Origin of the sequence: Inquilinus limosus DSM 16000 (genome assembly GCF_000423185.1) — a bacterium.
Lineage (GTDB): Bacteria > Pseudomonadota > Alphaproteobacteria > DSM-16000 > Inquilinaceae > Inquilinus > Inquilinus limosus.
Window position 1 is genome coordinate 146,971 of sequence record NZ_AUHM01000010.1, and the last position, 23,751, is coordinate 170,721.

Below are 23,751 nucleotides of genomic sequence, written 5' to 3' on the forward strand. Positions count from 1 at the left end.
TTCGGGATCGCATTCCAGGCCATTGAATAGCAACGGCTTTTGGCAAAATCCACCGCATTGCGCAGAGACGCTCCGCTTTCGTTTCTGTCGCTCTTGGACCGGAATGCTTCGCCAAAGCGATTGACAAGCCCATTGCAGCGCAACATGGATGCGTCACGCAGTTGCAGCATTCGCGGCTGCCGCACGGGGAGGCACCATGCCGGATACGCGTCAAGCCACGCCTCGGCCGGAGGATCGGACGATGCCCCTCGCCCGTGAACTGACGCAGCTGCTCAAGCGCTACGAGAAGTCCCAGCGCGAGGATCCCTTCGCCAACCCGATCCAGCATCTGGCGCTGGAGCTGTCGCGGCGGCTGGCCGACGGCAAGCTGGACTATCGCGACGTCGAGGCGCTGATCGGCCATCTGACGGTCGAGGGCTTCGGCCACCGCGCCGCCCGGCTGGGCCACTATCTCGGCGAGACCGCGCCCGAGGCCAACGACGCGCGGCTGCGCGCCCTGTTCCAGGGCCTGACCCAGGATGCCGGGGGCGGCCCCCTGCCCTTTGCCGCCTTCCGCCGCCGGGTCGAGAGCGAGACCTTCGGCGCCGTCTTCACCGCCCATCCGACCTTCAACCTGTCCGGCGCGCTGATGGCGGACCTGGCGGCGCTGGCGGTCGGCCGCAGCGCCGACGGCGCCCCGCTGGACGATGACGCCAGGGCCGCCCTGCTGGCCCGCGCCGCCGCGGTCGAGCACCGGCCGGACGAGGATCTGAGCCTGGCGCGCGAGCACGCCCTGTCGCTCGAGGCCATCGCCAATGCGCGCACCGCCCTGGCCCGTGCCTGGGGCATCCTGCTGGACGTCGCCCGCGAGGCTTATCCCGAGGATTGGCGCAGCCTGACCCCGCGGCTGGTCACGCTGGCCTCCTGGGTCGGCTACGACCTCGACGGCCGCTCCGACATCCGCTGGACCGACACGCTGCACAAGCGCCTGCTGGTCCAGGCGGCGCAGCTGGACCACTACCTGTCCGAGGTGCGGGCGATCCGGTCCGGCGTGCCGCGCAGCGCCTTGGACCTGCTGGAGACGCTGGACCTGCTGGAGAGCCGGATCGCGCTGGCCATCGCCCAGATCCGGGACGAGGTCGCTGCCTTCGCCGTCGCCGACCCTGCCTCCGCCGCGGGGCGCGAGCAGATCCGCGTCATCAGCCAGCGAATCCATGCCGGCCAGGCGCTGCGCCTGACCGAATCCGCCAGCCTGATCGCGATCGTCGACCGCGCTCTGGAGCGCACCGACGATCCCGACCTGTCGCGCCGCTTCTGCCTGTTGCGGGCCGAGCTGGCGACGCACGGGCTGGGCGCCGCCCACACCCATGTGCGGATCAACGCCACCCAGGTGCACAACGCGATCCGCAAGGCGGTCGGCATGGTGTCCGACCCGAACGATCCGCGCTACCGGCAATCCTATCTCGACCGGCTGAACGCCCTGCTCGACGCGGTCGAGCCGGTGACGGTGAATTTCGGCTCGCTGCTGGCGGAGCGCACCTCGGTCAAGCGCCTGTTCATGCTGCTGGCGCAGATGCTGAAATACAATGACCGCTCGGCGCCGATCCGCTTCCTGATCGCCGAGAGCGAGAGCGCCTTCACCTGCCTGACCGCGCTGTACTACGCCCGGCTGTTCGGGGTCGACGGGATGGTCGACATCTCGCCCCTGTTCGAGACCGAGAAGGCGCTGGAGAACGGCAGCCGGATCATCGAGCAGCTGCTGGAGAACCCGCACTACCGCGCCTATGTGCAGCGGCGCGGCCGGGTCTGCGTCCAGACCGGCTATTCCGATGCCGGGCGCTATCTCGGCCAGACCCCGGCCGGCGCCTCGATCGAGCGGCTGCGGCTCAGGCTGATCCGGGTGATGGCCAAGGCCGGGCTGCCGGACGTGCAGCTGCTGATCTTCGACACCCATGGCGAGTCGATCGGCCGCGGCTGCCATCCCGGCGGCATCGCCGACCGGTTGTCCTATGTCGACCCGCCGGCGACCCGGGCCTTCATGGCCAGCCAGGGCGTCGGCTTTAAGCAGGAGGTCAGCTTCCAGGGCGGCGACGGGTACCTGTACTTCGCCCATCCCGACATGGCGTACGCCGTGGTCACGCGGATCCTCGAGCACATCCTGCCCGAGATCGACGACACCAGGGACGACCCGTTCTACGACGAGGCCGCCTATATCCGCGAGTTCTTCACCACGGTGAAGGAGTTCCAGGTCCGGCTGATGCAGGACCGCGACTACGGCGTGCTGCTGCAGGCGCTGGGCCCGAACCTGCTGTTCCCCTCCGGCAGCCGCGCCACCAAGCGGCAGCACGAGGACCCGAGCGAGCTGGACCACGCCATGCCGTCGCAGCTGCGCGCCATCCCGCACAATGCGGTGCTGATGCAGCTCGGCCTGCTGGCCAACAGCGTCGGTGGCGCCGGCGCCGCCATTGCCAAGGACCCGGAACGGTTCCGCCAGCTCTACGCCGCCTCGCCGCGGTTCCGGCAGCTGCTCGGCATCGTCACCTACGGCGCCTCGGCCAGCAGCCCGGCGGCGATGAAGGCCTATATCGACGCGCTCGACCCCGGCGCCTGGATCACCCGCGCCGCCGCCACCGCCGACCGCGAGCAGGCCGACCGGATGGTGGCCCTGTCCGGCCATCTCGAGCCGATGCCGGTGTGGGAGCGGCAGAGCCGGGTGTTCCGCGCTCTGCACAAGGATTTCATCCTGCTGCGCGACGGCCTCGAGGGCATCGACAACCAGGCGCCGTTCGTCGACCCCGCCAGCCGCGACGCGCTGGCCGTGCTGCACGCGGTGCGCCTGGCGCTGATCCAGGAGATCTTCCTGCTGGCGATGCGGATCCCGGAATTCTCCAGCCGGCACAACCTGACGCTGAAGCAGGTGATCGCCCGCATCCTGCATCTCGACGTGCTGTCGGCCGTGCAGTCGCTGGAGGAGATCTTCCCGCTGACCGAGGACACCATCGCCGTGGCCGATTTCGGCGAGGCCGCGACCTACCGCTCGGACGAGAGCCAGAACTACCAGTTCGAGAACGAACGGATCTTCCGGCCGATGCGGCAGCTCTACGGCCTGCTGCGCCGGGTCTCGGCCGCGGTGGTGCACCGGGTCGGGTTCTTCGGGTGAGAGAAGGCCGGGCGAGAGGCGTCTCCTTCGCCCGGCGTTCCTTCGTCAGAGCACGAAATCGCCGGCCACCAGGGTGGTGGCGCTGACGACGCCGAGGGCCATGTCGGCCACCTTGTCGCCGTTCAGGTCGGCCAGCACGATCTGAACGCCGCCGCTGACCGTCACCCGCAGCTCGTGCCCGGCGCCGGTGAAGGCGCCAGTGCCGAGGAAGGTGAAGGCGGTGTTGCCGTTGCCGGCATTGCCGTCGGCGTCGATGGCCGAAAGATCGATCCGGTCACCGTCGGCGTGGGAGAAGTCGTTGATTCCGTCCCGGGCCGAGGCGGTGCTGTCGGAGACCGCCTGATAGACGAAGCGGTCGGCCCCGGCGCCACCCTTCAGCGCATCGGCCCCGCCGCCCCCGGTGAGCACATCATTCCCGGCCATGCCCCAGAAGGCATTCGCCCCGGCATTGCCGGTGGTCGTGTCGTTGTAGGCCGAGCCCAGCACGTTCTCGATGCTGTTGTAGGTATCGCCGGCGGCATCGCCGGCCGTTCCCGCGCCGGTCGCCAGATTGACCGTCACCGCCCCTGTCGCCGAATCGTACAGGGCGATATCGATGCCGTTGCCGCCGGACAGCGCGTCCGCCCCGGCCCCACCGGTCAGGGAATCATTCCCTTCGCCGCCGGTCAGGGTGTCGGCGCCGGCTTCGCCATAAAGGGCGTCGTCATTGTCGCCGCCGCTGAGCGCATCGTTACCTCCGGCGCCGTACAGCCGGTCCGCCCCGGCCATGCCCCAGAGCCCGTTGGCGCCGGCATCGCCCTTGATCTGGTCGCCGAAGGCCGAACCGAGCACGTTCTCGACGCTGACAAAGCCGTCCCCGGCCGCGTCTCCGCCGGTCCCGGCACCATCCAGAAGGCTGAGCGCGACCGCGCCGGTCGCCTCGGCATAGTTGGCCGTATCAGTCCCGCCGCCGCCATTCAGCACGTCACCGCCGGCGCCGCCGATCAGCCAGTCCTGGCCATCGCCGCCTTGCAGGGTATCGGCCCCGGCCTCGCCATAGAGGGAATCGTCGCCCGCGCCGCCGGCGAGCACATCATTCCCGGCCCGGCCCCACAACTTGTTGGCACCGGCGTCGCCGGTCAGGCTGTCGGCGAAATCCGACCCGCCGACCGTCTCGATCCCGGTCAGCACATCGCCGACCGCGTCGCCACCGCTGTTGGCGTTGGTGGCGAGGTTGACCGTGACACCGGCCGCGGAGCCCAGGTAATCCGCCCGGTCGATGCCGTCGCCGCCATCGATCCGGTCGGCGCCGCTGCCGCCGGTGAGCACATCGTTGTCGCCGTCGCCGTTGAGCACATCGACGCCGCTGCCGCCGTCGAGCGTCTGGGCGCCGATGCCGCCGCTGAGCCGGTCATTGCCATCGCCCCCGATCATGACGCCGGGTCCCCTCAGCACGTCGTCGCCAGCGCCGCCGATCATGGTGCTGGCCGCAGTCAGCGTGTCGTTGCCGTCCCCGCCGTCCAGGAAGGTCGTGGCGATCAGGACGTCGTCGCCGCCCAGGCCGTACACGCTATGGGGCCAGCGATACCCCCCGTCGACACGATCGCTCCCGTTCGTCAGGATGAGATCGTACTTCCCCGCGTCAGTGACCCCGTACGAGCCGTCGTAGGTGCTGAACCACTCGCTATAGAATCCGATATTCGTGGTCTTTCCCTGAAACGTCAGGTATTGGCTGTAATTGAGAAGCTCGATGATAATGTTCGCTGCGATTCTATCCTCGCTCCAGAATATGGTCACGCCGACCCCATCCGGGCCGATGATATAGTCGCTGAGATCGAGATCTGGTGGAATCGGGCTGGACACATCCATTCTCCTCAATCGATATTTTTATGCGTAAACAGATCTTCTTTTATCTATCAGATCCCACAGCGCTATCAGCATGCATGCTGACGCCGCCCGGCCGAACCGGGGTCGCGCGCCGCCGATCTCGAAACCAACTCTCCGACAATAATCCTGGTCCGTCATGGATGCCAGTCTCGACATACCAACCTATTCCAGTCGGACGATCGGATCTGTGTTGTGGCGTCGGAGCGTGCGCCATCCCTTCCTTTCACCAGGGGCCGGAACCCTTTAGAACGGGATCAACCGCCTCAGCGACCGATCGAGATCATGGCCGATTCCACCAGCGCCCCGCGCACCATCCGCCTCGCCGACTACCGGCTGCCGGACTTCCTGATCGACACGGTCGACCTGGTCTTCGACCTGCGCGAAGACGGGGCGACGGTGCGGTCGCGCCTGACCATGCGGCGCAACCCGGCGGTCTCCGATCCCGCGGCGCCGCTGGTGCTGGATGGCCAGGGGCTGAAGCTGACCGCGATCGCCCTCGACGGCGAGCCGCTGGGCGACAACCGCTACTCGGTGGATGCCGAGCACCTGACCCTGCCCGGCCTGCCGGACGCCTTCACCCTCGAGATCACCACCGAGATCGAGCCGCAGAAGAACACCTCGCTGCAGGGGCTCTACACCTCCGGCGGCAATTTCTGCACCCAGTGCGAGGCCGAGGGCTTCCGCCACATCACCTATTATCTCGACCGGCCGGACGTGCTGGCCCGCTACACCACCACCATCGTCGCCGACAAGGCGAAAGTCCCGGTGCTGCTGTCGAACGGCAATCCGGTGGGTGCCGGCGAGGCCGAAGGCGGCCGGCACTGGGCGAAATGGGAGGACCCCTTCCCCAAGCCGTCCTACCTCTTCGCCCTGGTGGCGGGCGACCTGGTGGCGGTCGAGGACAGCTTCACCACCCGCTCCGGCCGCGAGGTCGCGCTCAGGATCTTCACCCGCCGGGGCGACGAGACCAAGGTCGGCCATGCCATGCGGTCGCTGAAGGCGTCGATGGCCTGGGACGAGCAGGTCTACGGCCTGGAATACGACCTCGACCTGTTCATGATCGTCGCGGTCTCCGACTTCAACATGGGGGCGATGGAGAACAAGGGCCTCAACATCTTCAACACGGCCCTCGTCCTGGCCAGCCGCGAGACCGCGACTGACGGCGACTTCCAGCGCGTCGAATCCGTGGTGGCGCACGAGTACTTCCACAACTGGACCGGCAACCGCATCACCTGCCGCGACTGGTTCCAGCTGTCGCTGAAGGAGGGCCTGACCGTCTTCCGCGACCAGGAATTCTCGGCCGACATGAACAGCCGGCCGGTGCAGCGCATCGCCGATGTCCGACGCCTGCGCGCCATCCAGTTCCCGGAGGATGCCGGCCCGATCGCCCATCCGATCCGGCCGGAGAGCTATATCGAGATCAACAACTTCTACACGCCGACGGTGTACGAGAAGGGGGCGGAGGTCATCCGCATGATCCACACCCTGATCGGGCCGGAGCGGTACCGGAAGGGCATCGACCTCTATGTGAAGCGCCATGACGGCCAGGCCGCGACCTGCGAGAACTTCGTCGCGGCGATGGAGGATGCCAGCGGCGTCGACCTCAAGCTGTTCCGCCGCTGGTACTCCCAGGCCGGCACGCCCGAGATCACCGTCGAGGAGAGCTGGGACGCCGCCGCCGGCCGCTACAGCCTGACCCTCGGCCAGTCGACCCCGCCGACCCCGGGCCAGCCCGACAAGCAGCCGCTGCACATCCCGGTCGCGCTCGGCCTGCTCGACGCGCAGGGGCGCGACCTGCCGGTGCGCCTCGCCGGCGACGCCGAGGTCGCGCCCGGCACCCGGGTGCTGTCGCTGACCGAGGCGCGCCAGACCTTCGTGTTCGAGGGCCTGTCCGAGCGGCCGGTGCCGTCGCTGTTCCGCGGCTTCTCCGCCCCGATCAAGCTGGCGCCGCAGCCGCGCGAGCGGCTGGCCTTCCTGTTCGCCCATGACAGCGACCCGTTCAACCGCTGGGAGGCCGGCCAGCAGCTGGCGACCCAGCTGCTGCTGGAGGGCGTCGCCGCCCGCAAGGCCGGGCGGGAGTGGCGGCTGGACCCGGACTTCGTCGCCGCCGTCGGCCGGCTGCTGGACGACCCGGCGCTCGACGCCGCCTTCATTGCCGAGGCGATGGCGCTGCCGAGCGAATCCTTCCTCGCCGACCAGATGGCGGTGATCGATGTCGAGGGCATCCATGCGGTGCGCGAGGCGGCGCGGCAGGCGATCGCCGCGGCGCTGCGCGACCGGCTGCTGGCGGTCTACCGGGCCAATGACGACCGCGGGCCGTTCGACGTCTCCGCCGCCGCGATGGGCCGGCGGGCGCTGAAGAACGCCTGCCTGGCCGCTCTCGGCCTGCTGGAGGACGACGCCGAGGCCACCGGCCTAGTCCTGGCCCAGGCCCGGACCGACGGCACCATGACCGACGTGCTGGCGGCGCTGACCGTGCTGCGCGACCGCGACATGCCGGAGCGGAAGCAGGCGCTGGACGCGTTCTACGACAAATGGCGGGACGAGCCGCTGGTGGTCGACAAGTGGTTCGCGCTGCAGGCGACCTCCGCCCTCCCCGGCACGCTCGACGCGGTCAAGGCGCTGACCCGCCACCCGGCCTTCACCCTGCGCAACCCGAACCGGGCGCGGGCACTGATCTCCAGCTTAGCGATGAGCAACCCGCTGCACTTCCACGCCGCGGACGGTTCCGGCTACGCCTTCCTGGCCGACCAGGTGCTGGCGCTGAACGGCCCCAACCCGCAGCTGGCGGCGCGCATCCTGGTGCCGCTCGGCCGCTGGCAGCGGCACGATGCCGGCCGGCAGGCGGCGATGAAGGCCCAGCTCGACCGCATCCTGGCGGCGCCCGACCTGTCGCGCGACGTCTACGAGATCGCGGCCAAGAGCCGGGCGTGAGGCGACGCCCGCGGTAGCGCCGGCCGGGAATTCGGCCGAAGGAACAGGGGGAGGAAGGTCGGGATGACGCTATCGTCTGCGGGTCGGTCCTTCGCGCCGGTGCGAAAGTGCTGCTTCATTTCGTGCCGTTGACCGGACCGGATCGCCGGCCTACCTCGCCTTGGCAGCTTCTGGAGCACTGAGCCCTTGGCCCCGACCCCGCCCCGCTCGCCCTCGTCCGGTCCGGCCCCATCTGGTTTGGACGACGACCGCACCGCCGGCCGCTGGCTGAAGCGGCAGGCCGGGCTGGCGCGCGGGCCGATCGGGCTGACCGCGGCGGCCGGGATCGCCCAGGGCCTGTGCGGCGTCGCCCAGGCCGGGCTGATCGCCTGGATCCTGCAGCGCGCGGTGATGGAGGGGGCGGCACTCTCCGCCTTCTGGCCGCTGTTCGCGGCGCTGCTGGCGGCGATCCTGCTGCGCGCCGGCGCCGCCTGGGCCTGGGAGGCGCTGGGCGCCGTGGCGGCGACGCAGGTCAAGACCCGGCTGCGGCGGCAGATCCTCGACCGTGTCCACACCCTCGGCCCCGCCTGGCGGGCGGAGCGGCAGACCGGCGACCTGGCCGTGACCCTGATCGAGCGAATCGAGGCGCTGGACGGCTACTATGCCCGCTTCCTGCCGCAGAGCCGGGTGGCGGCGATCCTGCCGATCCTGATCCTGGCCGCGGTCTATCCGGTCGACTGGGTGTCGGGCGTGATCCTGACCATCGCCGGGCCCTTCGTGCCGCTGCTGATGGCGCTGATCGGCATGAAGGCGGCGGATGAGAGCCGCCGCCAGTTCCGCACCCTGGCGCGGATGAGCGCCTATTTCCTCGACCGGCTGCAGGGCCTGGCGACGCTGCGGCTGTTCGGCCGGGCCGAGGCCGAGGTCGAGGGTATCGCGCTGGCCGCCGACGCCTTCCGCGACCGCACCATGCGGGTGCTGCGCATCGCCTTCCTGTCCTCGGCCAGCCTGGAGTTCTTCGCCTCGGTCGCGGTCGCCATCGTCGCCACCTATGTCGGGCTGGGGCTGCTCGGCCATATCGGCTGGGGCACCGCGCCCCATCTGACCCTGTTCAGCGGCCTCTTCGTGCTGCTGATGGCGCCCGACTTCTTCCAGCCGTTGCGCATGCTGGCGGCCTATTACCACGACCGGGTGGCGGCGATCGGCGCCGCCGAGGGCCTGGCCGAGGTGCTGGATGCGCCGGAGGCGGCCTCCGGCGGCTCCCGGCGGATGCCGGAGGGTGATCTCGACATCGTCTTCGACAATGTCTCGGTCGCCTTCGAGGGCGGCGCCCGCAGCGCCATCCGCAACGCCAGCCTGCGGATTGGCCCGGGCGACCATGTGGCGCTGGTCGGCATGAGCGGCGCCGGCAAATCGACGCTGCTGTCGCTGCTGCTGGGCTTCCGCCGGCCGGATGCCGGCCGCGTCCTGGTCAACGGAGTCGACCTGGCGGAGATCGATCCCGAGGAGCTGCGTCGCCGCATCGCCTGGATCGGCCAGGCGCCGGTGCTGTTCCACGGCACGCTGCGCGACAACATCCGGCTGGGCCGGCCCGAAGCGGACGACGCGGCGGTCGAGCGCGCCGCGGCCGAGGCGCGGGTGACGGAGTTCGCGGCGGCGCTGCCGCAAGGGCTGGACACGCCGGTCGGCGAGCGCGGCGTCGGCCTGTCCGGCGGCCAGGCCCAGCGCGTCGCCCTGGCCCGCGCCTTCCTGAAGGACGCGCCGCTGGTGCTGCTGGACGAGCCGACCGCCTCGCTCGACCGCGACACCGAGGCGGAGATCCTGGACTCGATCCGCCGCCTGGCCCGCGGCCGCACCGTGATCGTCGCCACCCACAGCCCGGCCGCGATGGCGATCGCCGACCGCCGGATCCTGCTGGAGCAGGGCCGGGTGCAGGCGGAGGCGGCGTGATGGATCGGCGCGATCGGCCCCTCCTCGCCATCCTGCGCCTGGCGCGGCCGCAGCGGCGGAAGATGGCGCTGGGCCTGCTGCTCGCCGTCGTCACCGCCCTCGCCGGCCTCGGCCTCTTGGTGCTGTCCGGCTGGTTCATCGCCGCCTCGGCCGTGGCCGGCGCTGCGGCGGCGACCGCCGTGGCCTTCAACTTCGCCAGCCCGTCGGCCGGCATCCGCGGCCTCGCCGTGCTGCGCACCGGGTCGCGTTACGCCGAGCGGCTGGTGACCCACGACGCCACCTTCCGCTTCCTGGCGGGCTTGCGCGTCTGGCTGTTCCGCGCCGCCATTCCGCTGGCCCCGGCGCGGCTGGAGGAGCAGCGCGGCGGCGACCTGCTGAACCGCATGACCGCCGATGTCGATTCGCTCGACGCCGTCTATCTGCGGGTGATCGTGCCCGCCGTCGTCGCCGTGGTCGCGGTGCTGCTGGTCGGCGGCGTGCTGCTGTGGCTGGACCCGACGGCGGCGGCGATCGTGGTGGCGCTGGCGCTGCTGGTCGGCCTCGCCCTGCCCTGGACGATGGGCCGGATCGGCGCCCCCGCCGGCCGGGCGATCGCGCTGGCGACGGCGCGGCTGCGCACCCGCATTGTCGAGGGCGTGCAGGGCCTGGCCGAGCTGAAGGTCTACCAGGCCGACAGCCGCCACGCCGAGGCGGTGCTGGCCGAGAACGAGGAGCTGATGGCGGCGCAGCGGCGCATGGCCCGGCTGTCCGGCATCTCGACCGCGCTGTCCGGCCTGGCCGGGCAGCTGGCGGCGCTGGCGATCCTGGCGCTGGGCGTGGCCGGTGTGGCCGCCGGCGCCCTGCCGGGGCCGGCCGTGGCGCTGATGATGCTGGGCGCCCTGGCTCTGTTCGACGCGCTGGTGCCGCTGCCCCTCGCCTTCCAGAATCTCGGACGCACCCGCGCCGCCGCCCGCCGGCTGCTCGACTTCGCCGGGCTGGCGCCGCTGGTCCGTGATCCGGAGGCGCCGGCCCCGGCGCCGGCCGGCAACACCATCACCCTGTCCGGCGTGTCCTATCGCTACCGGGCCGGCGACCGGCCGGCGGTGCACGACATCGACCTGGAGCTGCCGGAGGGCCAGCGGCTGGCCCTGGTCGGCCCCAGCGGCAGCGGCAAGAGCACGCTGGCCGCGCTGATCCTGCGCTTCCGCGACCCGGATGCGGGCACGGTCGCGCTCGGCGGCGTCGAGCTGCGCCGCCTGCCGCAGGCCGAGATCTGGCGCCGCATCGCCTATCTGTCGCAGCGCAGCCAGATCTTCGCCGGGACGATCCGCGACAACCTCTTGATCGGCGATCCGGAGGCCGGCGACGACCGGCTGGCCGCGGCGGTCGACGCCGCCGGCCTCGGCGCCTGGGTGGCCGCCCTGCCGCGCGGCCTCGACACCTGGGTCGGCGAGGCCGGGGTCCAGGTCTCCGGCGGCCAGGCCCGGCGCATCGCGCTGGCCCGCTGCATCCTGAAGGATGCCCCGATCCTGGTGCTGGACGAGCCGACCGAAGGGCTGGACGCCGACACCGAGGCCCAGATCATCGACGCGCTGGAGCGGCTGACCGCCGGCCGCACCACGCTGGTGATCACCCACCGCCCGGCGCTGCTGCGCCTCGCCGACAGCGCCGTGCTGATGGCCGAAGGCCGGATCGCCGTCCAGGGTGTGCCGGCCGACATCCTCGACGCCGCCCTGCCGGGGCGGCCGAAGCGCCATGCCGCGGTCTGAGCCCCGCATCGGCCTGCGCCGCATCGGCGTGCTGGGCCCGACGACGCTGCGCCTGGCCTTGCAGCTGTTCGGCACGCTCTGCGTCGTCGCCGGCATCATCGGCCTGTTCGTGCCGCTGTGGCCGACCACGATCTTCATGATCCTGGCGCTGTGGGCCTTCGCCCGCTCCTCGCCGCGGCTGCACAACTGGCTTCTGACCCATCGGCGTTTCGGGCCGCCGCTGCAGGCGTGGGAGCGGCACGGCGCGATCCCGCCCTGGGCCAAGCTGCTGGCGGTGGTCAGCCTCGGCGCCAGCCTGGCGCTCGTGGTGATCGCGGTGCATTCGCGCATCGTGGTCGGGATCGTCGCGGCGCTGTTCGCGGTCCTGATCCTCTACATCCTGACCCGCCCGAACGCCGCGCCGGGCGACAAATCCTAACGACGGCATGGGCGCGCCATGACACGCTTGTCATTTCCGAACCGCCCCTGCTCCGCTTAAAGTTACGATCATGCGAATCCTTGTGATCGAAGACGACGCCCAGGCCGCGCAGTACCTGACCAAGGGGCTGCGGGAGAGCGGATTCGTCGTGGACCACGCCCCGGACGGGCCGCAGGGCCTGTTCCTGGCGACCAGCGAGACCTACGACGCGATGATCGTCGACCGCATGCTGCCGGGCATGGACGGCCTCTTGATCGTCGAGACCATCCGGCGCAACGGCAACCAGACGCCGGTGCTGTTCCTCAGCGCCATGGGCCAGGTCGACGACCGTGTCCGCGGCCTGCGCGCCGGCGGCGACGACTATCTGACCAAGCCCTATGCCTTCACCGAGCTGCTGGCCCGGCTGGAGGCGCTGCTGCGCCGCGGCGCCGCGCCCGCGGCGGCGCAGACCGAGCTGCAGATCGGCGACCTGAGGATGGACCTGCTGTCGCGTTCGGTCACCCGGTCCGGCCGCAAGATCGACCTGCAGCAGCGCGAGTTCCAGATCCTGGAGTATCTGATGCGCCATTCCGGCCAGGTGGTCACCCGGACCATGCTGCTGGAGAATGTCTGGAACTATCACTTCGATCCGCAGACCAACGTGATCGACGTCCACATCAGCCGGCTGCGGCAGAAGATCGACCGGGACTTCGACACGCCGCTGCTGCAGACCGTGCGTGGTGCGGGATATTGCCTCCGTGCACCTGATTAGGGTCCTTCGCAGCTCCACCTTCCGCTACGCGATCATCTACATGCTGGTGTTCGGGGTGTCCGTCGCCGGCGTGCTGGGATTCGTCTACTGGCAGACGGTGCGGGTGATCGGCTCGCAGACCGACGACACCATCCAGGCCGAGATCATCGGCCTGGCCGAGCAGTACCGCCAGTTCGGCCTGATCGGCCTGGTGCGCATCATCCGCGAGCGCAGCCAGGCCGTCCCGGGGCGGCGCGGCCTCTATCTCCTGGCCGACCGAAACTACAACCGGATCGAGGGCAACCTGTCCTCCTGGCCGCCGATCGCGCGCGGTGCCCCTGAAAGCACGATCGACTTCCTGGTCGCGACCGAGGTCGGCGGCGACGCCAAGCCCCAGGTGGCGCGGGCCCGCACCCTCGCCGTGCCCGGCGGCTTCAACCTGTTGGTCGGGCGCGACATGACCGAGCGCACCGACTTCACCAAGCTGATGACGGATGCGCTGATCGGCGGCCTGATCCTGACCGCGGCGCTGGGCATCGCCGGCGGCATCCTGATGAGCCGCAGCCTTCTGGCCCGGATCGAGGGCATCAACCGCGGCACCGAGGGCATCCTGCAGGGCGACCTGACCCGGCGCATGCCGGTGCGCGGCAACCGCGACGAGTTCGACCGCCTGGCCACCAGCCTGAACGCCATGCTCGACCAGATCGACGGGCTGATGACCGGGATGCGCGGTGTCGCCGACAACATCGCGCACGACCTGCGCAGCCCGATCTCGCGGCTGCGCAGCCGGCTGGAGGTCTCGATGATGAGCGAGACCGACGCCGACGGCTATCGCCGGGCGATGGAGGACGCGATCCGCGAGGCCGACGGCATCCTCGCCACCTTCAACGCGCTGCTGGAGATCGCACTGGCCGAAGCCGGGGCGGTGCGCGACCGCTTCAGCCCGATCGACCTGTCGGCGCTGGCCGCCGATGCCGGCGAGCTGTACGGCCCGGTGGCGGAGGAGAAGGGCCAGACGCTGGCGACCGAGATCGAGCCGGGCATCACCGTGCCCGGCAACAGCCACCTGCTGGCCCAGGCCACGGCCAATCTGCTGGACAACGCGACCAAGTACACGCCGGAGGGCGGGCGGATCACGCTGGCTGTCCGGCGCGACGGCGACGGCGCGATCCTCAGCATCCGCGACACCGGCCCCGGCATTCCGGCGGAGGCGCGCGGCCGGGTGCTGGACCGCTTCGTCCGGCTCGACGCCAGCCGCAGCGCCCCGGGCGCCGGGCTCGGCCTGGCCCTGGTCTCGGCCGTGGCCCGGCTGCACCGGGCGACGCTGACGCTGACCGACAACGCGCCGGGCCTGCACATCGCGATGCGCTTCCCGCAGACGGTGCCGGCCGGTCATCGGGACGCGCAGCAAGGCGCCGCTCCGAACTCCGGCCCGGCGGGCAGGATCGCGTCGTCCTGAGCGGCTACAGCAGGCCGGCAAGATCCTTCCGGATCACGTCGGCCAGCCCGTCGAAGGCAGCCTCGGTGCCGCCGACGCGCTGGCGGCGCGCATCATCGCCGCCGCCGAGGAACGCCGCCTGTTCGGTGAACTTCATCCGGGTCCGGTCGCCTTCCGGGAACAGCTCGACCGTCGCCAGCGAGGCCGAGACCCGCTGGCCGCGGAAGCCCATCTCATAGGCGTAGATGACCCGTCGGCCGGGCAAGATGTCGAGGTAATGGGCCCGGAAGGTCTGTTCGTGCCCCTCGGGCGTCCGCCAGCGCTTGGCTTCCACGCCGCCGACCCGGAAGTCGAACAGGTCCTCCAGCACGGCCCAGTCGGGGTGGCAGTCGGTCCAGCGCCGCTTGAGCTCCGGCTCCGCCCAGAAGCGGAAGGCGTGCGCCGGACCGCCGGGCAGCTCGCGCTCGACGACGAAGGTGGAGTGGTCGATGGTCGGGATCATGGCCCGGTCTCCTCTTCGGGGATCTCGCGCATCGCCGCCTCCAGGCGGTCGAAGGCGGCGTTCAGGGCGGCTTCGCGGTCCCGCACCCAGTCGGCGATCAGCATCAGGGCGGCGGGCTGCAGGCTGTAGGTGCGCGCGCGGCCATCCTTCCGCGACACGACGATGCCGCTGTCCTCCAGGACCTTGAGGTGCTTGACGGCCGAAGGCAGCCGCATCTCCACCGGCTCGGCCAGCTGCTTGACGGTGGCCGGGCCGCGGCTCAGGCGCTCGGCCATGCGCCGCCGGTTCGGATCCGACAGCGCGACGAAGATGCGGTCAAGGGCCTGCATGCCTCAGGCCTCCGGCTCGTCGCGAAGGAAGGATCAGGGCCATCGTCCCGCTCAAACAGTTTCCTTATGCGGAAACTATCCGAAGCCGACGCTGATGACAACAACAGTTTCCGCTCTCGGAAACCGTCAGCCCTTCACCGCCCCGGCCGACAGCCCCTCCACCAGGAAGCGCTGGAGGTAGACGAAGCCGAGCGCGATCGGCACCACGGCGAGCACCGAGGCGGCCATCAGCCCGCCCCAGTCGGTCAGATGCGCGCCCTTGAACAGCATGATGCCGGGGGTCAGCGTCCGCCGGGCGTCGCTGTTGATCAGCACATAGCCGAACATGAACTCGTTCCACGCCGTCACGAAGGCGAAGACGGCGGTGGCGAAGATGCCGGGCGCCGAGACCGGCAGCAGCACCTTGAGGATGAAGCCGGTGCGGGAGCAGCCGTCGATCTCCGACGCGTCCTCCAGCTCGCGCGGCACGGCGTCGAAGAAGCCCTTCAGCATGAAGGTGCAGAGCGGGATGGTGAAGGTGCAGTAGACGATGATCAGCGCCGCATAGGTCGACAGCAGGCCGAGGCGCTGCATCAGGATGTAGAGCGGCACCAGCAGCAGCACGCCCGGGATCATCTGCGACAGCAGCAGCGCGCCCCCGACCAGGCGCGACAGCGGCAGATAGGCCCAGCGGCTGAGCGCGTAGCTGCAGAACACCGAGATCGTGATCGTCAGGATGGTCGATCCGGCGGCGACGATCAGGCTGTTGCGGACATAGGTCAGGAACTCGCTGTCCAGCAGCACCCGGGAGAAGTTCGACAGGGTCGGGTTGGCGATCCAGAAGCCGGGATCGGCGCTTCGCACCTCCTCCACCGGCTTCAAGGCCGTGTCGACCATCCACAGGAAGGGAAACAGGCTGTAGACGGCGAACAGGACCAGCGTGCCGTAAGTCAGGATGCTGCGCAGCGACCGCTGGGAGGCGCCGACGACCATGGCTCAGCCCTCCCGCCGGCGCCGGGCAACGCCGTAGTGGTAGACGAAGAACAGGGTCGCCAGGAACGCCATCGACATCGAGGCCACGGCGCAGGCGGCGCCGACGTCGAAATCCTGCATCGCATACTGGTAGATCATGATCGGCAGCGTCTCCGACGCGTTCAGCGGGCCGCCTTCGGTCATCACCCAGATGAAGTCGAAATTGATCGCGGTCCAGACGATGTGGATGAAGATCAGCGTCAGCGACACGGCACGCAGATGCGGCAGGGTGATCACCCAAAAGCGCCGCCAGGCCCCTGCCCCGTCCACCGCCGCGGCCTCGTGCAACTCGCGCGGGATCGCCTGCAGCGCGGCCAAGAGGCTGAGGGTGTAGAAGGGATAGCTGCGCCAGATGTTGACGAAGGTGACGGTCAGCAGCGCCGTGTCCATCTGGCCGAGCCAGGGATAGGGCGCGTCGAGCAGGCCCAGCTTCACCATCCAGATGTTCAGGATCCCGTAATCCGGCGTCAGCATCCAGGTCCAGTTCAGCCCGGCGACGGCGATCGGGATCACCCAGGGGATGATGATCAGGCCGCGGAACACCGCCCGGAACCGCACCGGCTGGGCCAGCGCGATGGCGGAGGCGAGGCCGAGCGCGTATTCCCCGGTCACCGACAGCCCGGTCCAGACCGCGGTGTTCCACAGGGCGGGCAGGAAGTCCCCATCCTCCCAGACGGTCAAGTAGTTGTCCCAGCCGGCGAAGCCTGTGGCCGAGGGGTTCACCAGGTTGACGGTGTGCAGACTGTCCCACAGCACCCGCAGCAGCGGATAGGCGACCAGCACCAGGAACAGGATCCCGGCCGGCGCCAGGAAGACCAGCGCGGTGCGCCGGATCCGGGCGGCGCGGGTCGGCACCCGGCCCGCGGCCCGGACGGGGAGGATCGGCGCCCGCGCTGCGGCTTCGGCGGCGGCCTTCATCGATGCCATTCCCTTCCCCACCGTCGACACTGGTAACGGGCTCGCCTCATTTCACTGTCATTGCCGGGCTTGACCCGGCAATCCAGAGGGCCTCGACATCTCCTGGATGCCCGGGTCAAGCCCGGGCATGACAGGGAGTGGGCTGAGACACTCGCCCCCCTCCTTGCATATCCTCACGACGAGCTCAGCTCGCCGGATTGGCGCAGGGCGCGGTTGACCTGCTTGCCGAGCCAGGCGGCGACCTCCGCCGGATCCTCCTTCTTCAGCAGCACCCGGCCGATCGATTCCTCCATCGCCCGGGTGATCTGGCCCAGCGCCACCGGCGGGAAGACCACGCCGGTCGGGGCCAGCGAGGTGAAGCCCTCGCCCCAGACGCCGGGGCTGACCACGTCCTTGCGCACCGAGGTCGTCGGCCGCCCCGCCGCCTGGTAGTCGCGGCCGGCGATAAAGGCGGCGAAAGTCCAGACCTCCTTCGGATGCTGGGTCGCCTTGAACAGGTAGATCGGGTTGATCTCGAAGAAGGTCGCGGGCTTCAGCTTGAAGGGCGGCGGCGCCACCTTCACATCGGCCATGGTCTGCGGGTTCTGCTGGGAGCGCGACTGCATCCAGGCGCCGTCGATCACCATGGCGTATTTGCCGAGGGCGAAGTTGCTGTCCTCCTCCTCCCAACCCCAGCCGGCGGCTTCGGGCGCGATCGCGCCCTCGTCCAGCAGGCGGCGGTAGAAGGCGAACACCTCGGCCGCCCGCGCCAGCTCCGCCGAATTGTCGGCCCAGCTGTTCTTGTAGCCGCCGTCCGGCTGGCGCCGGGCGATGGCGACGTCGTTCTGGGCCAGGTACATGATCAGCTCCTGCGGCGCCCGCACCCCGGTGCCGGCGATGCCGAAGCCGTATTGCCCGGTCGCCGCCTTGACCTTCTGGGCGGCCGCGATCAGCTCGTCCCAGGTCTTGGGCGGTTCCGCGATCCCGGCCTTCTTCAGCGTCTCCTCGTGATAGAGCAGCGCCCGGATGCCGAGATAGTGCGGCATCGCCATCAGCTTGCCGTCGATGGTCAGCGCCTCCAGCACGTTCGGGTAGACCTGCTCCCGGTCCGGCCAGTCGGCGGCGTAGGGCGTGACGTCGAGCAGCGCGCCCATCCGGTACAGCTCGCCGAACCACTCAGGCAGGCCCCAGGAGATGTCGGGCGCGTCGCCGCCGGCCACGGCCGTGATCAGCTTGTCGTGCAGGGCGCCGTAGGAGATGTTCTGGGTCTCGATCCTGATGTCCGGATGCGCCTGCTCGAAGGCGGCGATCTGCGCCTGCATCGCCTTGGCGTCGGGCTGGGCCGGGTCCCACGCCACCCAGAAGCGCAGGGTCACCGGCTCGGCCATGGCGGGCAGCGCCAGCAGCAGCCCCGCCAATACGAGTGCGATCTTCGTCAACCTCATGGTCGCCTCCCCTCGAGTGTGGTCCGCCGGGGCGTTGACCGCCCGGGTCAGTTCGCGGCCTTAGCCTGGGCCCGTGCCTCGCGCAGCTCGTCGACGCTGCGCACCGAGAGGCGCGCGGCGCCGCCCCAGTCGCGCGTCGCGACGCCGCCGCGGGCCAGGCGTTGCCGCGCGCCGTCGACGGCGTGGGCGTATTGCGGCAGCCATTCGGCCTGGGCCACCAGCAGCTCGTCGACCATCTGCCAGACTTCGTCCGGATTGCAGACGGCGCCGACCAGCGGGTCGTGCAGCACCGCCAGGCGCAGCAGGTCGAGGTCGCCGGTGACCGCCGCCTGCACCGCCATGCGCTGGACGTTGACCGAGGCGCTGCAGGTCGCGGCGCAGCCCAGCGGCAGCTCCAGCCCCGCCGTCATGTTCAGGCCGAAGCGGTCGACGAAGCCCGGCGTCTCGACGATGCAGTCCTGCGGCAGGTTCGTGATCAGCCCCTCGTTGCGCCGGTTGAAATGGCCGCGATAGACCCGCCCCGTCTCCAGCGCCTCGATGATGTAGCTGCCGTGCTCCTCGGAGCGGCGGTACTCGGACAGCGGCGCCCCGGCCTCGGACAGCCAGCGCGGGAAGTCGGTCTCGAACCAGTTCCGCTGCTCGGTGCAGTGGCGCAGATAGCCGCCGGTCTCGCCGTTGATCCAGTTCGACAGGTCGATCCAGCGGTTGATCTCGTCCGGCCGCTTCCGGTACCAGGGCAGGTATTCGCTGAGATGGCCGTTGCTCTCGGTCGAATAGCAGCCGAAGCGGCGCAGCACGTCGATCCGGACCTTCTCCTCCCGGCTGTAGCGGGGGTGGCGCTCGAACGCCTCCAGCAGCTCCGCCGCCTCGATCTTCCGCCCGCGGAAGCGGATGTCGATGTACCAGGTCTGGTGATTGATGCCGGCGCAGATATAGTCGACCTCGCGCGGGTCCTCCGCCCCCAGCACCTCGGCGATCTGGTGCCAGCCGTGCTGCACGCCGTGGCACAGGCCGATGGTGTTGGCGACGCCGCCGTGTTCGATCGCGGCCCAGGTGTTCATCGCCATCGGGTTGGCGTAGTTCAGGAACCACGCCCCCTCCTCCGCCTCCGCCCGGATGTCGCGGCAGAAATCGAGGATCTGCGGGATGTTGCGCTGGCCGTACAGGATGCCACCGGCACAGATGGTGTCGCCGACGCATTGGTCGACGCCGTATTTCAGCGGGATCTCGATATCGCTCGAGAAGGCCCGCAGGCCGCCGATGCGGACGCAGCTGATGACGTAGCGCGCGCCCTCCAAGGCCCGACGCCGCTCCAGCGAGGTGGTGACCTTCGCCGGCAGGCGGTTGGCCTCGATGTCGCGGCGCAGGATCTGCGCCACCATGTCGAGATTGTCCGGGTTGATGTCGTGCAGCGCGAATACGGTGTCCTGCAGCTCGGGCACCTTCAGCATGTCGCGCACCAGCTTCCGGGTGAAGCCGACGCTGCCCGCGCCGATCACGGCAACCTTCATCGCATCCTCCCCGGAGCCCGTTCCCGCCCGGCCCCCTCGGCAAGCAGTTTCGTGCTATGGTCTAAGAAGCCGGGAAAACCGGCGAAAGAGGAATTTCGTGCGATCATGGGGCATTCCATGCTGTCGGCGCTGCGCGACCGGACTCCCGGCGGGGTCTCGGTCGTCTTCCCGAAGGACCGCTACCGGCTGCACGCCATGGTCACCAGCGCCGGCTACGACCGCTGCACCGACCCCGGCTACGACTGGCACGGGCTGAAGCGCGGCGACGCGCCTTTCGTGCTGCTGCAGCACACGATCGGCGGCCGCGGCCATCTGCGGGTCGAGCGCAAGCGCTGGGAGCTGCGGCCGGGCCAGACCATGCTGCTGCGCTTCCCGCAGGACAACCGCTACTGGCTGGGCCGCAACCCGGAATGGGAGTTCTTCTGGCTGTGCCTGAACGGCCGCGAGGTGCTGCGGGTGTGGCGCGAGGTGACGGCGGTCCATGGCCCGGTGGTGGCGCTGCCGGAGGCCGCGGTCGAGCGGCTGGCGGGCCTCTGCCTGTCGGCGCTGCGCGGCGAGGCCGGCAGCCCGGCCCGCGCCTCCGCCCTCGCCTATGCCGCGTCAATGACGGTGGCGGACGATCTGCTGCCCTGGGGCGAGATGCCGGCGGCCTCGCCGAGGCCGGCCGCGATCGAGCGCGCCGTCTCGCTGTGCACGGGCCAGCCGGCCGAGCGGATCGACGTCGCCCGCATGGCCAGGGCCGCAGGCTACAGCCGCTATCATTTCAGCCGGGTCTTCGCCGCGCATGAGGGCACGACGCCGGCCCGCTACCTGCTGCGCCTGCGCATGGAGGAGGCGGCGCGGCTGCTGCATGTCGAGGAGGCGCCGGTCAAGGTGATCGCCCAGCGCTGCGGCTTCGACGACGCCAACTACTTCGCCAAGGTGTTCCGCCGCTTCTACGGCATCGGGCCGCGCGACTTCCGGCGCAGCGGCATGTATGCCGGAGCGGTGCGGGCCGGCCGGGCCGACGCCTGAACGACACCGGCGCGACGGCGCGGCCGTCCCCCTCACCCTCCCGTCGCCTGCGGCGCCGGGCCCCTCCCTCTCCCCGAGGAAAGGGGAATACGAGCCGCGCCTTCCTACACCTCTCCTTGGGGAGAGGTCGAAATCGCGCAGCGATTTCGGGGGAGGGGCGGCTCCAGCCCGGCCGCTTGTCCCAGCGCCGATAAGCTACCCGGCGTTGCCGCCGCCGGCGATGGCGGAGGGCTTGCCGCCGACCGGGATGTCGAGCCCCTGCTTCAGGCTGTTCAGGTAGAACTCGCGGATGCGGCCGTTCTCCGGGTCGCTGACGAAGGCGCTGTTGCCGATGATCGCGACGGTCGGGGCCGGCGTTGCCGCGTCCCAGGCGCAGTCGAAGGCCGGGACCGCATCGAAGGTGGCCACGACCTTCCATTCCGGCGCGATGTCGTAGACACGCAGCCTGCCGTCCTGGGTCAGGTTGACGACGCGCTTGCCGTCCCCGGTCACCTCGTACTGGCAGACCGACTGACCGTCGGGGATCTGGAACACGTCTCCGGCTGTCAGGGCCTCGGCCGCCGGATCGATCCGGAGCAGCGCGTCATAGGGGCGGCCGTGGTCGCCGCCGTAGTTGGCGATCAGATACCGGCCGGCCGGGCCGGCCTTGATCGTGCTCGCACGGCGGCCGTCGGGATAGGCGAGCTTGCGCGAACCCCAGGCCCCGTCCGGCCCCTTGCCCACGACCAGGACCCCGCCGTCGCCGGCGGGGTCGTTCTCGATCCTGACATGGCACCCGAAGACATGGACATCCTGCAGCGAGGCGTGGCCGTGGAATTCCTTGCAGGAGCGGTCCGGGTCCGCGGTGTCGTTGAAGCTGGCGATGGTCTTCCATCCCTCGGCCTTGTCGAGGATCTGAAAGCCGTTCGGCCGCGACGAGACCGACTTGTCGTCGCCCCTGGCATAGGCCTCCTTCGAGACCGAGATCAGGAACCGGTCGTCGCCGAGCGGCACGGCGATGCCGTGCTGCGGCGCGGGCGCCGGCCAGACGGTCGGCTCGGCCGTGCCGTCGTCCAGGTCGTCGAGCCGGATCACGACCGTCTTCGGGTCGCTTCTGCCGAGCCAGGGCCGCTGCCCGTCGTAGAAGACGGTCAGCCAGCCGTGATCCGAGACGACATGGGACGGCCTGTCGCCCGTGAGGACCAGGTCGAGCAGTTTCACCTCGCCCTTCTCGATGTCGAAATGGTCCTCATGGGACTCATAGAACAGCCCGCTGTCCAGGACCCGGATGGTGCCCGCGTCGTCGCCCGTGCGGATCACGACGAACCGCCCGCCTTCGGTGGCGATCAGGGTCGGATCGGGCCTCGAAACATCGAAACTGTGGGTCACCTTCGCCGTGTCCAGGTCGAGCACGCCGACGACGGGCTTCTCGTGATCGGCGAAGACCAGTCGGCCACGCGACACATGCTCATGGGCGGAAGCGTCGGCGGAAAGCGCGGCCAGCAGCGCCGCGGCGGACAATCGGGTTCCGGTCATATGGGCGGCCTCGTGGGAAATCCGTGATTTCAATTTATGTTATATCATAACACCGAGAAACAACAACGAGGCTGCCCCAGAGGCACAGCCCTTCGATGGGCCCTGCCGCTACAGGACGAAATCGCCTTCCGTCAGTGTGATGGCACCGAGGAGGCGGAACTGCGCATCGGCCGTGCCGTCGCCATTGGTGTCGATGTAGACGGCGGTCTGGGTCACGCCCACGAGGATGCGGACTTCGCCGGCGTGATGGGTGAAGTCACCCGTGCCAATGAAGCTGCCGGCGCCGTGAGTGATCCCCGACAGGTCAATCCTGTCGCCCTGGCCCCGCGAGAAGTCATTGATCCGGTCGAGCGCCTTGACGGAGCCGACGAGGGAGAAGGTGTCTGCGACGGTGGAGATGACGAAGGTATCCGCACCGGCACCGCCTTCCAGGATGTCTCCACTGCCGCCACCGTTGAGTGTGTCGTCGCCACCCCAGCCGACCAGATAGTTGGAGCCGCTGTCGCCGGTCAGGACATCATCGAACGGGCTGCCGACGAGATTCTCGATGCTGCTGTGGATATCATTGGCGGCGTCCCCGGTGTTCGCCGAGGGATTGGCCAGCCTCGCCGTCACGCCGGTGGACGCATTGTCGTACAGGGTGGTATCGAAGCCGGTGCCGCCGGTCAGGACATCGGCCCCGGCGCCGCCGATCAGTTGATCATCGCCAGCTCCGCCAACCAGCGTATCGATGCCGGCTAGGCCCGATAGACGGTTGTCGCCGCCGTTGCCGGTCAAACTGTCGCTGAAGGCACCGCCGCGCAGCCACTCGATATCGGCCAGGGAGTCGCCCTCGGCGTCGCCGCCGGTGCCGCTGCCGGTGACGAGACTGACCGTCACCCCGGCGCCCGAGAGGATGTAGTCCGCCATGTCCTGGGTGCCGCCGCCGCCGTCCAGGACATCGGCGCCTGCTCCGCCGACCAGGTTGTCGCTTCCGAGGCCGCCGGATAGGACGTTCGTGCCGGTGTCGCCCGCCAGGTAGTCGTCGAAGGCCGACCCGGTTGCATTCTCGACGCCGACATAGGTGTCTGCGGCCGCATCGCTTCTACCGCCCGTACCGGCGGCGAGATCGACCGAGACGGCACCGGGCGAGAGGGAATAGACCACCGTGTCTGTGTCCGGCCCGCCATTGAAGTGGTCGGCACCCGCCAAGCCTTCCATGGTGTCGTTCCCTGGCTGGCCATTGATCTCATCGTCGTCAGGCGTGCCTACGAGATTGTCGTCACCTGATGTTCCGTTAATGGCAGCCATGGTGATCAGCCTCCAGTCAGATATCGGAACGGGAT

17 protein-coding genes are annotated in these 23,751 nt (G+C 69.8%); 8 read left to right on the plus strand and 9 right to left on the minus strand.

What is annotated here, in order from left to right; all coding sequences use genetic code 11:
* The first annotated feature begins 241 nt into the window (after window positions 1-241).
* Complete coding sequence (locus tag G537_RS37740; protein WP_051248371.1) at window positions 242-3,139, plus strand: phosphoenolpyruvate carboxylase; 2,898 nt, start codon at window positions 242-244, stop codon at window positions 3,137-3,139.
* A 45-nt stretch (window positions 3,140-3,184) separates the two neighbouring features.
* On the opposite strand, the gene G537_RS42045 is transcribed toward G537_RS37740, so the two are convergent.
* A complete protein-coding gene (locus G537_RS42045) occupies window positions 3,185-4,981 on the minus strand; it encodes a calcium-binding protein (protein ID WP_211230369.1) in 1,797 nt (598 codons plus the stop codon).
* Between the two features lie 306 nt (window positions 4,982-5,287).
* On the opposite strand from G537_RS42045, the gene pepN reads away from it, so the two are divergent.
* The 6 genes from pepN (at window position 5,288) to G537_RS37755 (ending at window position 14,223) form a co-directional block, all read left to right on the plus strand.
* On the plus strand, window positions 5,288-7,939 hold the full coding sequence (gene pepN / locus G537_RS0113005; protein ID WP_034851570.1) for an aminopeptidase N: 2,652 nt from the start codon (window positions 5,288-5,290) through the stop codon (window positions 7,937-7,939).
* A 237-nt stretch (window positions 7,940-8,176) separates the two neighbouring features.
* Window positions 8,177-9,868, plus strand: a complete 1,692-nt coding sequence (gene cydD / locus G537_RS0113010) for a thiol reductant ABC exporter subunit CydD (protein ID WP_026870494.1) — start codon at window positions 8,177-8,179, stop codon at window positions 9,866-9,868.
* Window positions 9,868-11,616 (plus strand): thiol reductant ABC exporter subunit CydC, encoded by a 1,749-nt coding sequence (gene cydC, locus G537_RS37750; protein WP_034851573.1) that lies wholly within the window; start codon window positions 9,868-9,870, stop codon window positions 11,614-11,616. The genes cydD and cydC overlap by 1 nt, the downstream gene beginning before the upstream one ends.
* Window positions 11,603-12,034 (plus strand): YbaN family protein, encoded by a 432-nt coding sequence (locus G537_RS0113020; RefSeq protein ID WP_064742123.1) that lies wholly within the window; start codon window positions 11,603-11,605, stop codon window positions 12,032-12,034. The genes cydC and G537_RS0113020 overlap by 14 nt, the downstream gene beginning before the upstream one ends.
* 70 nt (window positions 12,035-12,104) lie before the next feature.
* Window positions 12,105-12,785, plus strand: coding sequence for a response regulator transcription factor (locus G537_RS0113025; RefSeq protein WP_026870496.1), 681 nt, complete (start codon window positions 12,105-12,107; stop codon window positions 12,783-12,785).
* On the plus strand, window positions 12,772-14,223 hold the full coding sequence (locus tag G537_RS37755; RefSeq protein ID WP_155888601.1) for a sensor histidine kinase: 1,452 nt from the start codon (window positions 12,772-12,774) through the stop codon (window positions 14,221-14,223). The genes G537_RS0113025 and G537_RS37755 overlap by 14 nt, the downstream gene beginning before the upstream one ends.
* Before the next feature lie 4 nt (window positions 14,224-14,227).
* On the opposite strand, the gene G537_RS0113035 is transcribed toward G537_RS37755, so the two are convergent.
* The 6 genes from G537_RS0113035 to melA form a co-directional block, all read right to left on the minus strand.
* Complete coding sequence (locus G537_RS0113035) at window positions 14,228-14,704, minus strand: SRPBCC family protein (protein ID WP_026870497.1); 477 nt, start codon at window positions 14,702-14,704, stop codon at window positions 14,228-14,230.
* Window positions 14,701-15,033, minus strand: a complete 333-nt coding sequence (locus G537_RS0113040; protein WP_026870498.1) for an ArsR/SmtB family transcription factor — start codon at window positions 15,031-15,033, stop codon at window positions 14,701-14,703. Before G537_RS0113040 ends, G537_RS0113035 begins: the two co-directional genes overlap by 4 nt.
* 126 nt (window positions 15,034-15,159) lie before the next feature.
* Window positions 15,160-16,005 carry a carbohydrate ABC transporter permease gene (locus G537_RS0113045; RefSeq protein ID WP_026870499.1) on the minus strand — a complete coding sequence of 282 codons (846 nt, stop codon included), beginning with the start codon at window positions 16,003-16,005 and terminating at the stop codon, window positions 15,160-15,162.
* 3 nt (window positions 16,006-16,008) lie between these two features.
* Complete coding sequence (locus G537_RS0113050) at window positions 16,009-16,971, minus strand: carbohydrate ABC transporter permease (RefSeq protein WP_081688778.1); 963 nt, start codon at window positions 16,969-16,971, stop codon at window positions 16,009-16,011.
* A 164-nt stretch (window positions 16,972-17,135) separates the two neighbouring features.
* Complete coding sequence (locus tag G537_RS37760; protein WP_034851576.1) at window positions 17,136-18,386, minus strand: ABC transporter substrate-binding protein; 1,251 nt, start codon at window positions 18,384-18,386, stop codon at window positions 17,136-17,138.
* A 47-nt stretch (window positions 18,387-18,433) separates the two neighbouring features.
* Complete coding sequence (gene melA / locus G537_RS0113060; protein ID WP_026870501.1) at window positions 18,434-19,897, minus strand: alpha-glucosidase/alpha-galactosidase; 1,464 nt, start codon at window positions 19,895-19,897, stop codon at window positions 18,434-18,436.
* A 105-nt stretch (window positions 19,898-20,002) separates the two neighbouring features.
* Between melA and G537_RS0113065 the strand changes: the two genes are divergently transcribed.
* Window positions 20,003-20,911 carry an AraC family transcriptional regulator gene (locus tag G537_RS0113065; RefSeq protein WP_026870502.1) on the plus strand — a complete coding sequence of 303 codons (909 nt, stop codon included), beginning with the start codon at window positions 20,003-20,005 and terminating at the stop codon, window positions 20,909-20,911.
* Between the two features lie 195 nt (window positions 20,912-21,106).
* Here G537_RS0113065 and G537_RS0113070 read toward each other — a convergent pair whose 3' ends face one another.
* Together G537_RS0113070 and G537_RS45405 are read right to left on the minus strand one after the other, a co-directional pair.
* Entirely contained in the window at window positions 21,107-22,426 is a 1,320-nt protein-coding gene (locus G537_RS0113070; protein WP_026870503.1) for a hypothetical protein, read from the minus strand.
* 108 nt (window positions 22,427-22,534) lie between these two features.
* Window positions 22,535-23,716, minus strand: coding sequence for a calcium-binding protein (locus G537_RS45405; protein ID WP_081688779.1), 1,182 nt, complete (start codon window positions 23,714-23,716; stop codon window positions 22,535-22,537).
* Window positions 23,717-23,751: the final 35 nt, after the last annotated feature.

Bases quoted from the DNA above. Each gene is read 5' to 3' on its own strand.
- G537_RS0113040 (WP_026870498.1), bottom strand. From the start codon at position 15,033: ATGCAGGCCCTTGACCGCATCTTCGTCGCGCTGTCGGATCCGAACCGG.
- G537_RS0113065 (WP_026870502.1), top strand. From the start codon at position 20,003: ATGGGGCATTCCATGCTGTCGGCGCTGCGCGACCGGACTCCCGGCGGG.
- pepN (WP_034851570.1), top strand. From the start codon at position 5,288: ATGGCCGATTCCACCAGCGCCCCGCGCACCATCCGCCTCGCCGACTAC.
- G537_RS0113020 (WP_064742123.1), top strand. From the start codon at position 11,603: ATGCCGCGGTCTGAGCCCCGCATCGGCCTGCGCCGCATCGGCGTGCTG.
- G537_RS45405 (WP_081688779.1), bottom strand. From the start codon at position 23,716: ATGGCTGCCATTAACGGAACATCAGGTGACGACAATCTCGTAGGCACG.
- G537_RS37740 (WP_051248371.1), top strand. From the start codon at position 242: ATGCCCCTCGCCCGTGAACTGACGCAGCTGCTCAAGCGCTACGAGAAG.
- G537_RS0113050 (WP_081688778.1), bottom strand. From the start codon at position 16,971: ATGGCATCGATGAAGGCCGCCGCCGAAGCCGCAGCGCGGGCGCCGATC.
- melA (WP_026870501.1), bottom strand. From the start codon at position 19,897: ATGAAGGTTGCCGTGATCGGCGCGGGCAGCGTCGGCTTCACCCGGAAG.
- G537_RS37760 (WP_034851576.1), bottom strand. From the start codon at position 18,386: ATGAGGTTGACGAAGATCGCACTCGTATTGGCGGGGCTGCTGCTGGCG.
- G537_RS0113025 (WP_026870496.1), top strand. From the start codon at position 12,105: ATGCGAATCCTTGTGATCGAAGACGACGCCCAGGCCGCGCAGTACCTG.
- G537_RS0113045 (WP_026870499.1), bottom strand. From the start codon at position 16,005: ATGGTCGTCGGCGCCTCCCAGCGGTCGCTGCGCAGCATCCTGACTTAC.
- cydC (WP_034851573.1), top strand. From the start codon at position 9,868: ATGGATCGGCGCGATCGGCCCCTCCTCGCCATCCTGCGCCTGGCGCGG.
- G537_RS0113035 (WP_026870497.1), bottom strand. From the start codon at position 14,704: ATGATCCCGACCATCGACCACTCCACCTTCGTCGTCGAGCGCGAGCTG.
- G537_RS0113070 (WP_026870503.1), bottom strand. From the start codon at position 22,426: ATGACCGGAACCCGATTGTCCGCCGCGGCGCTGCTGGCCGCGCTTTCC.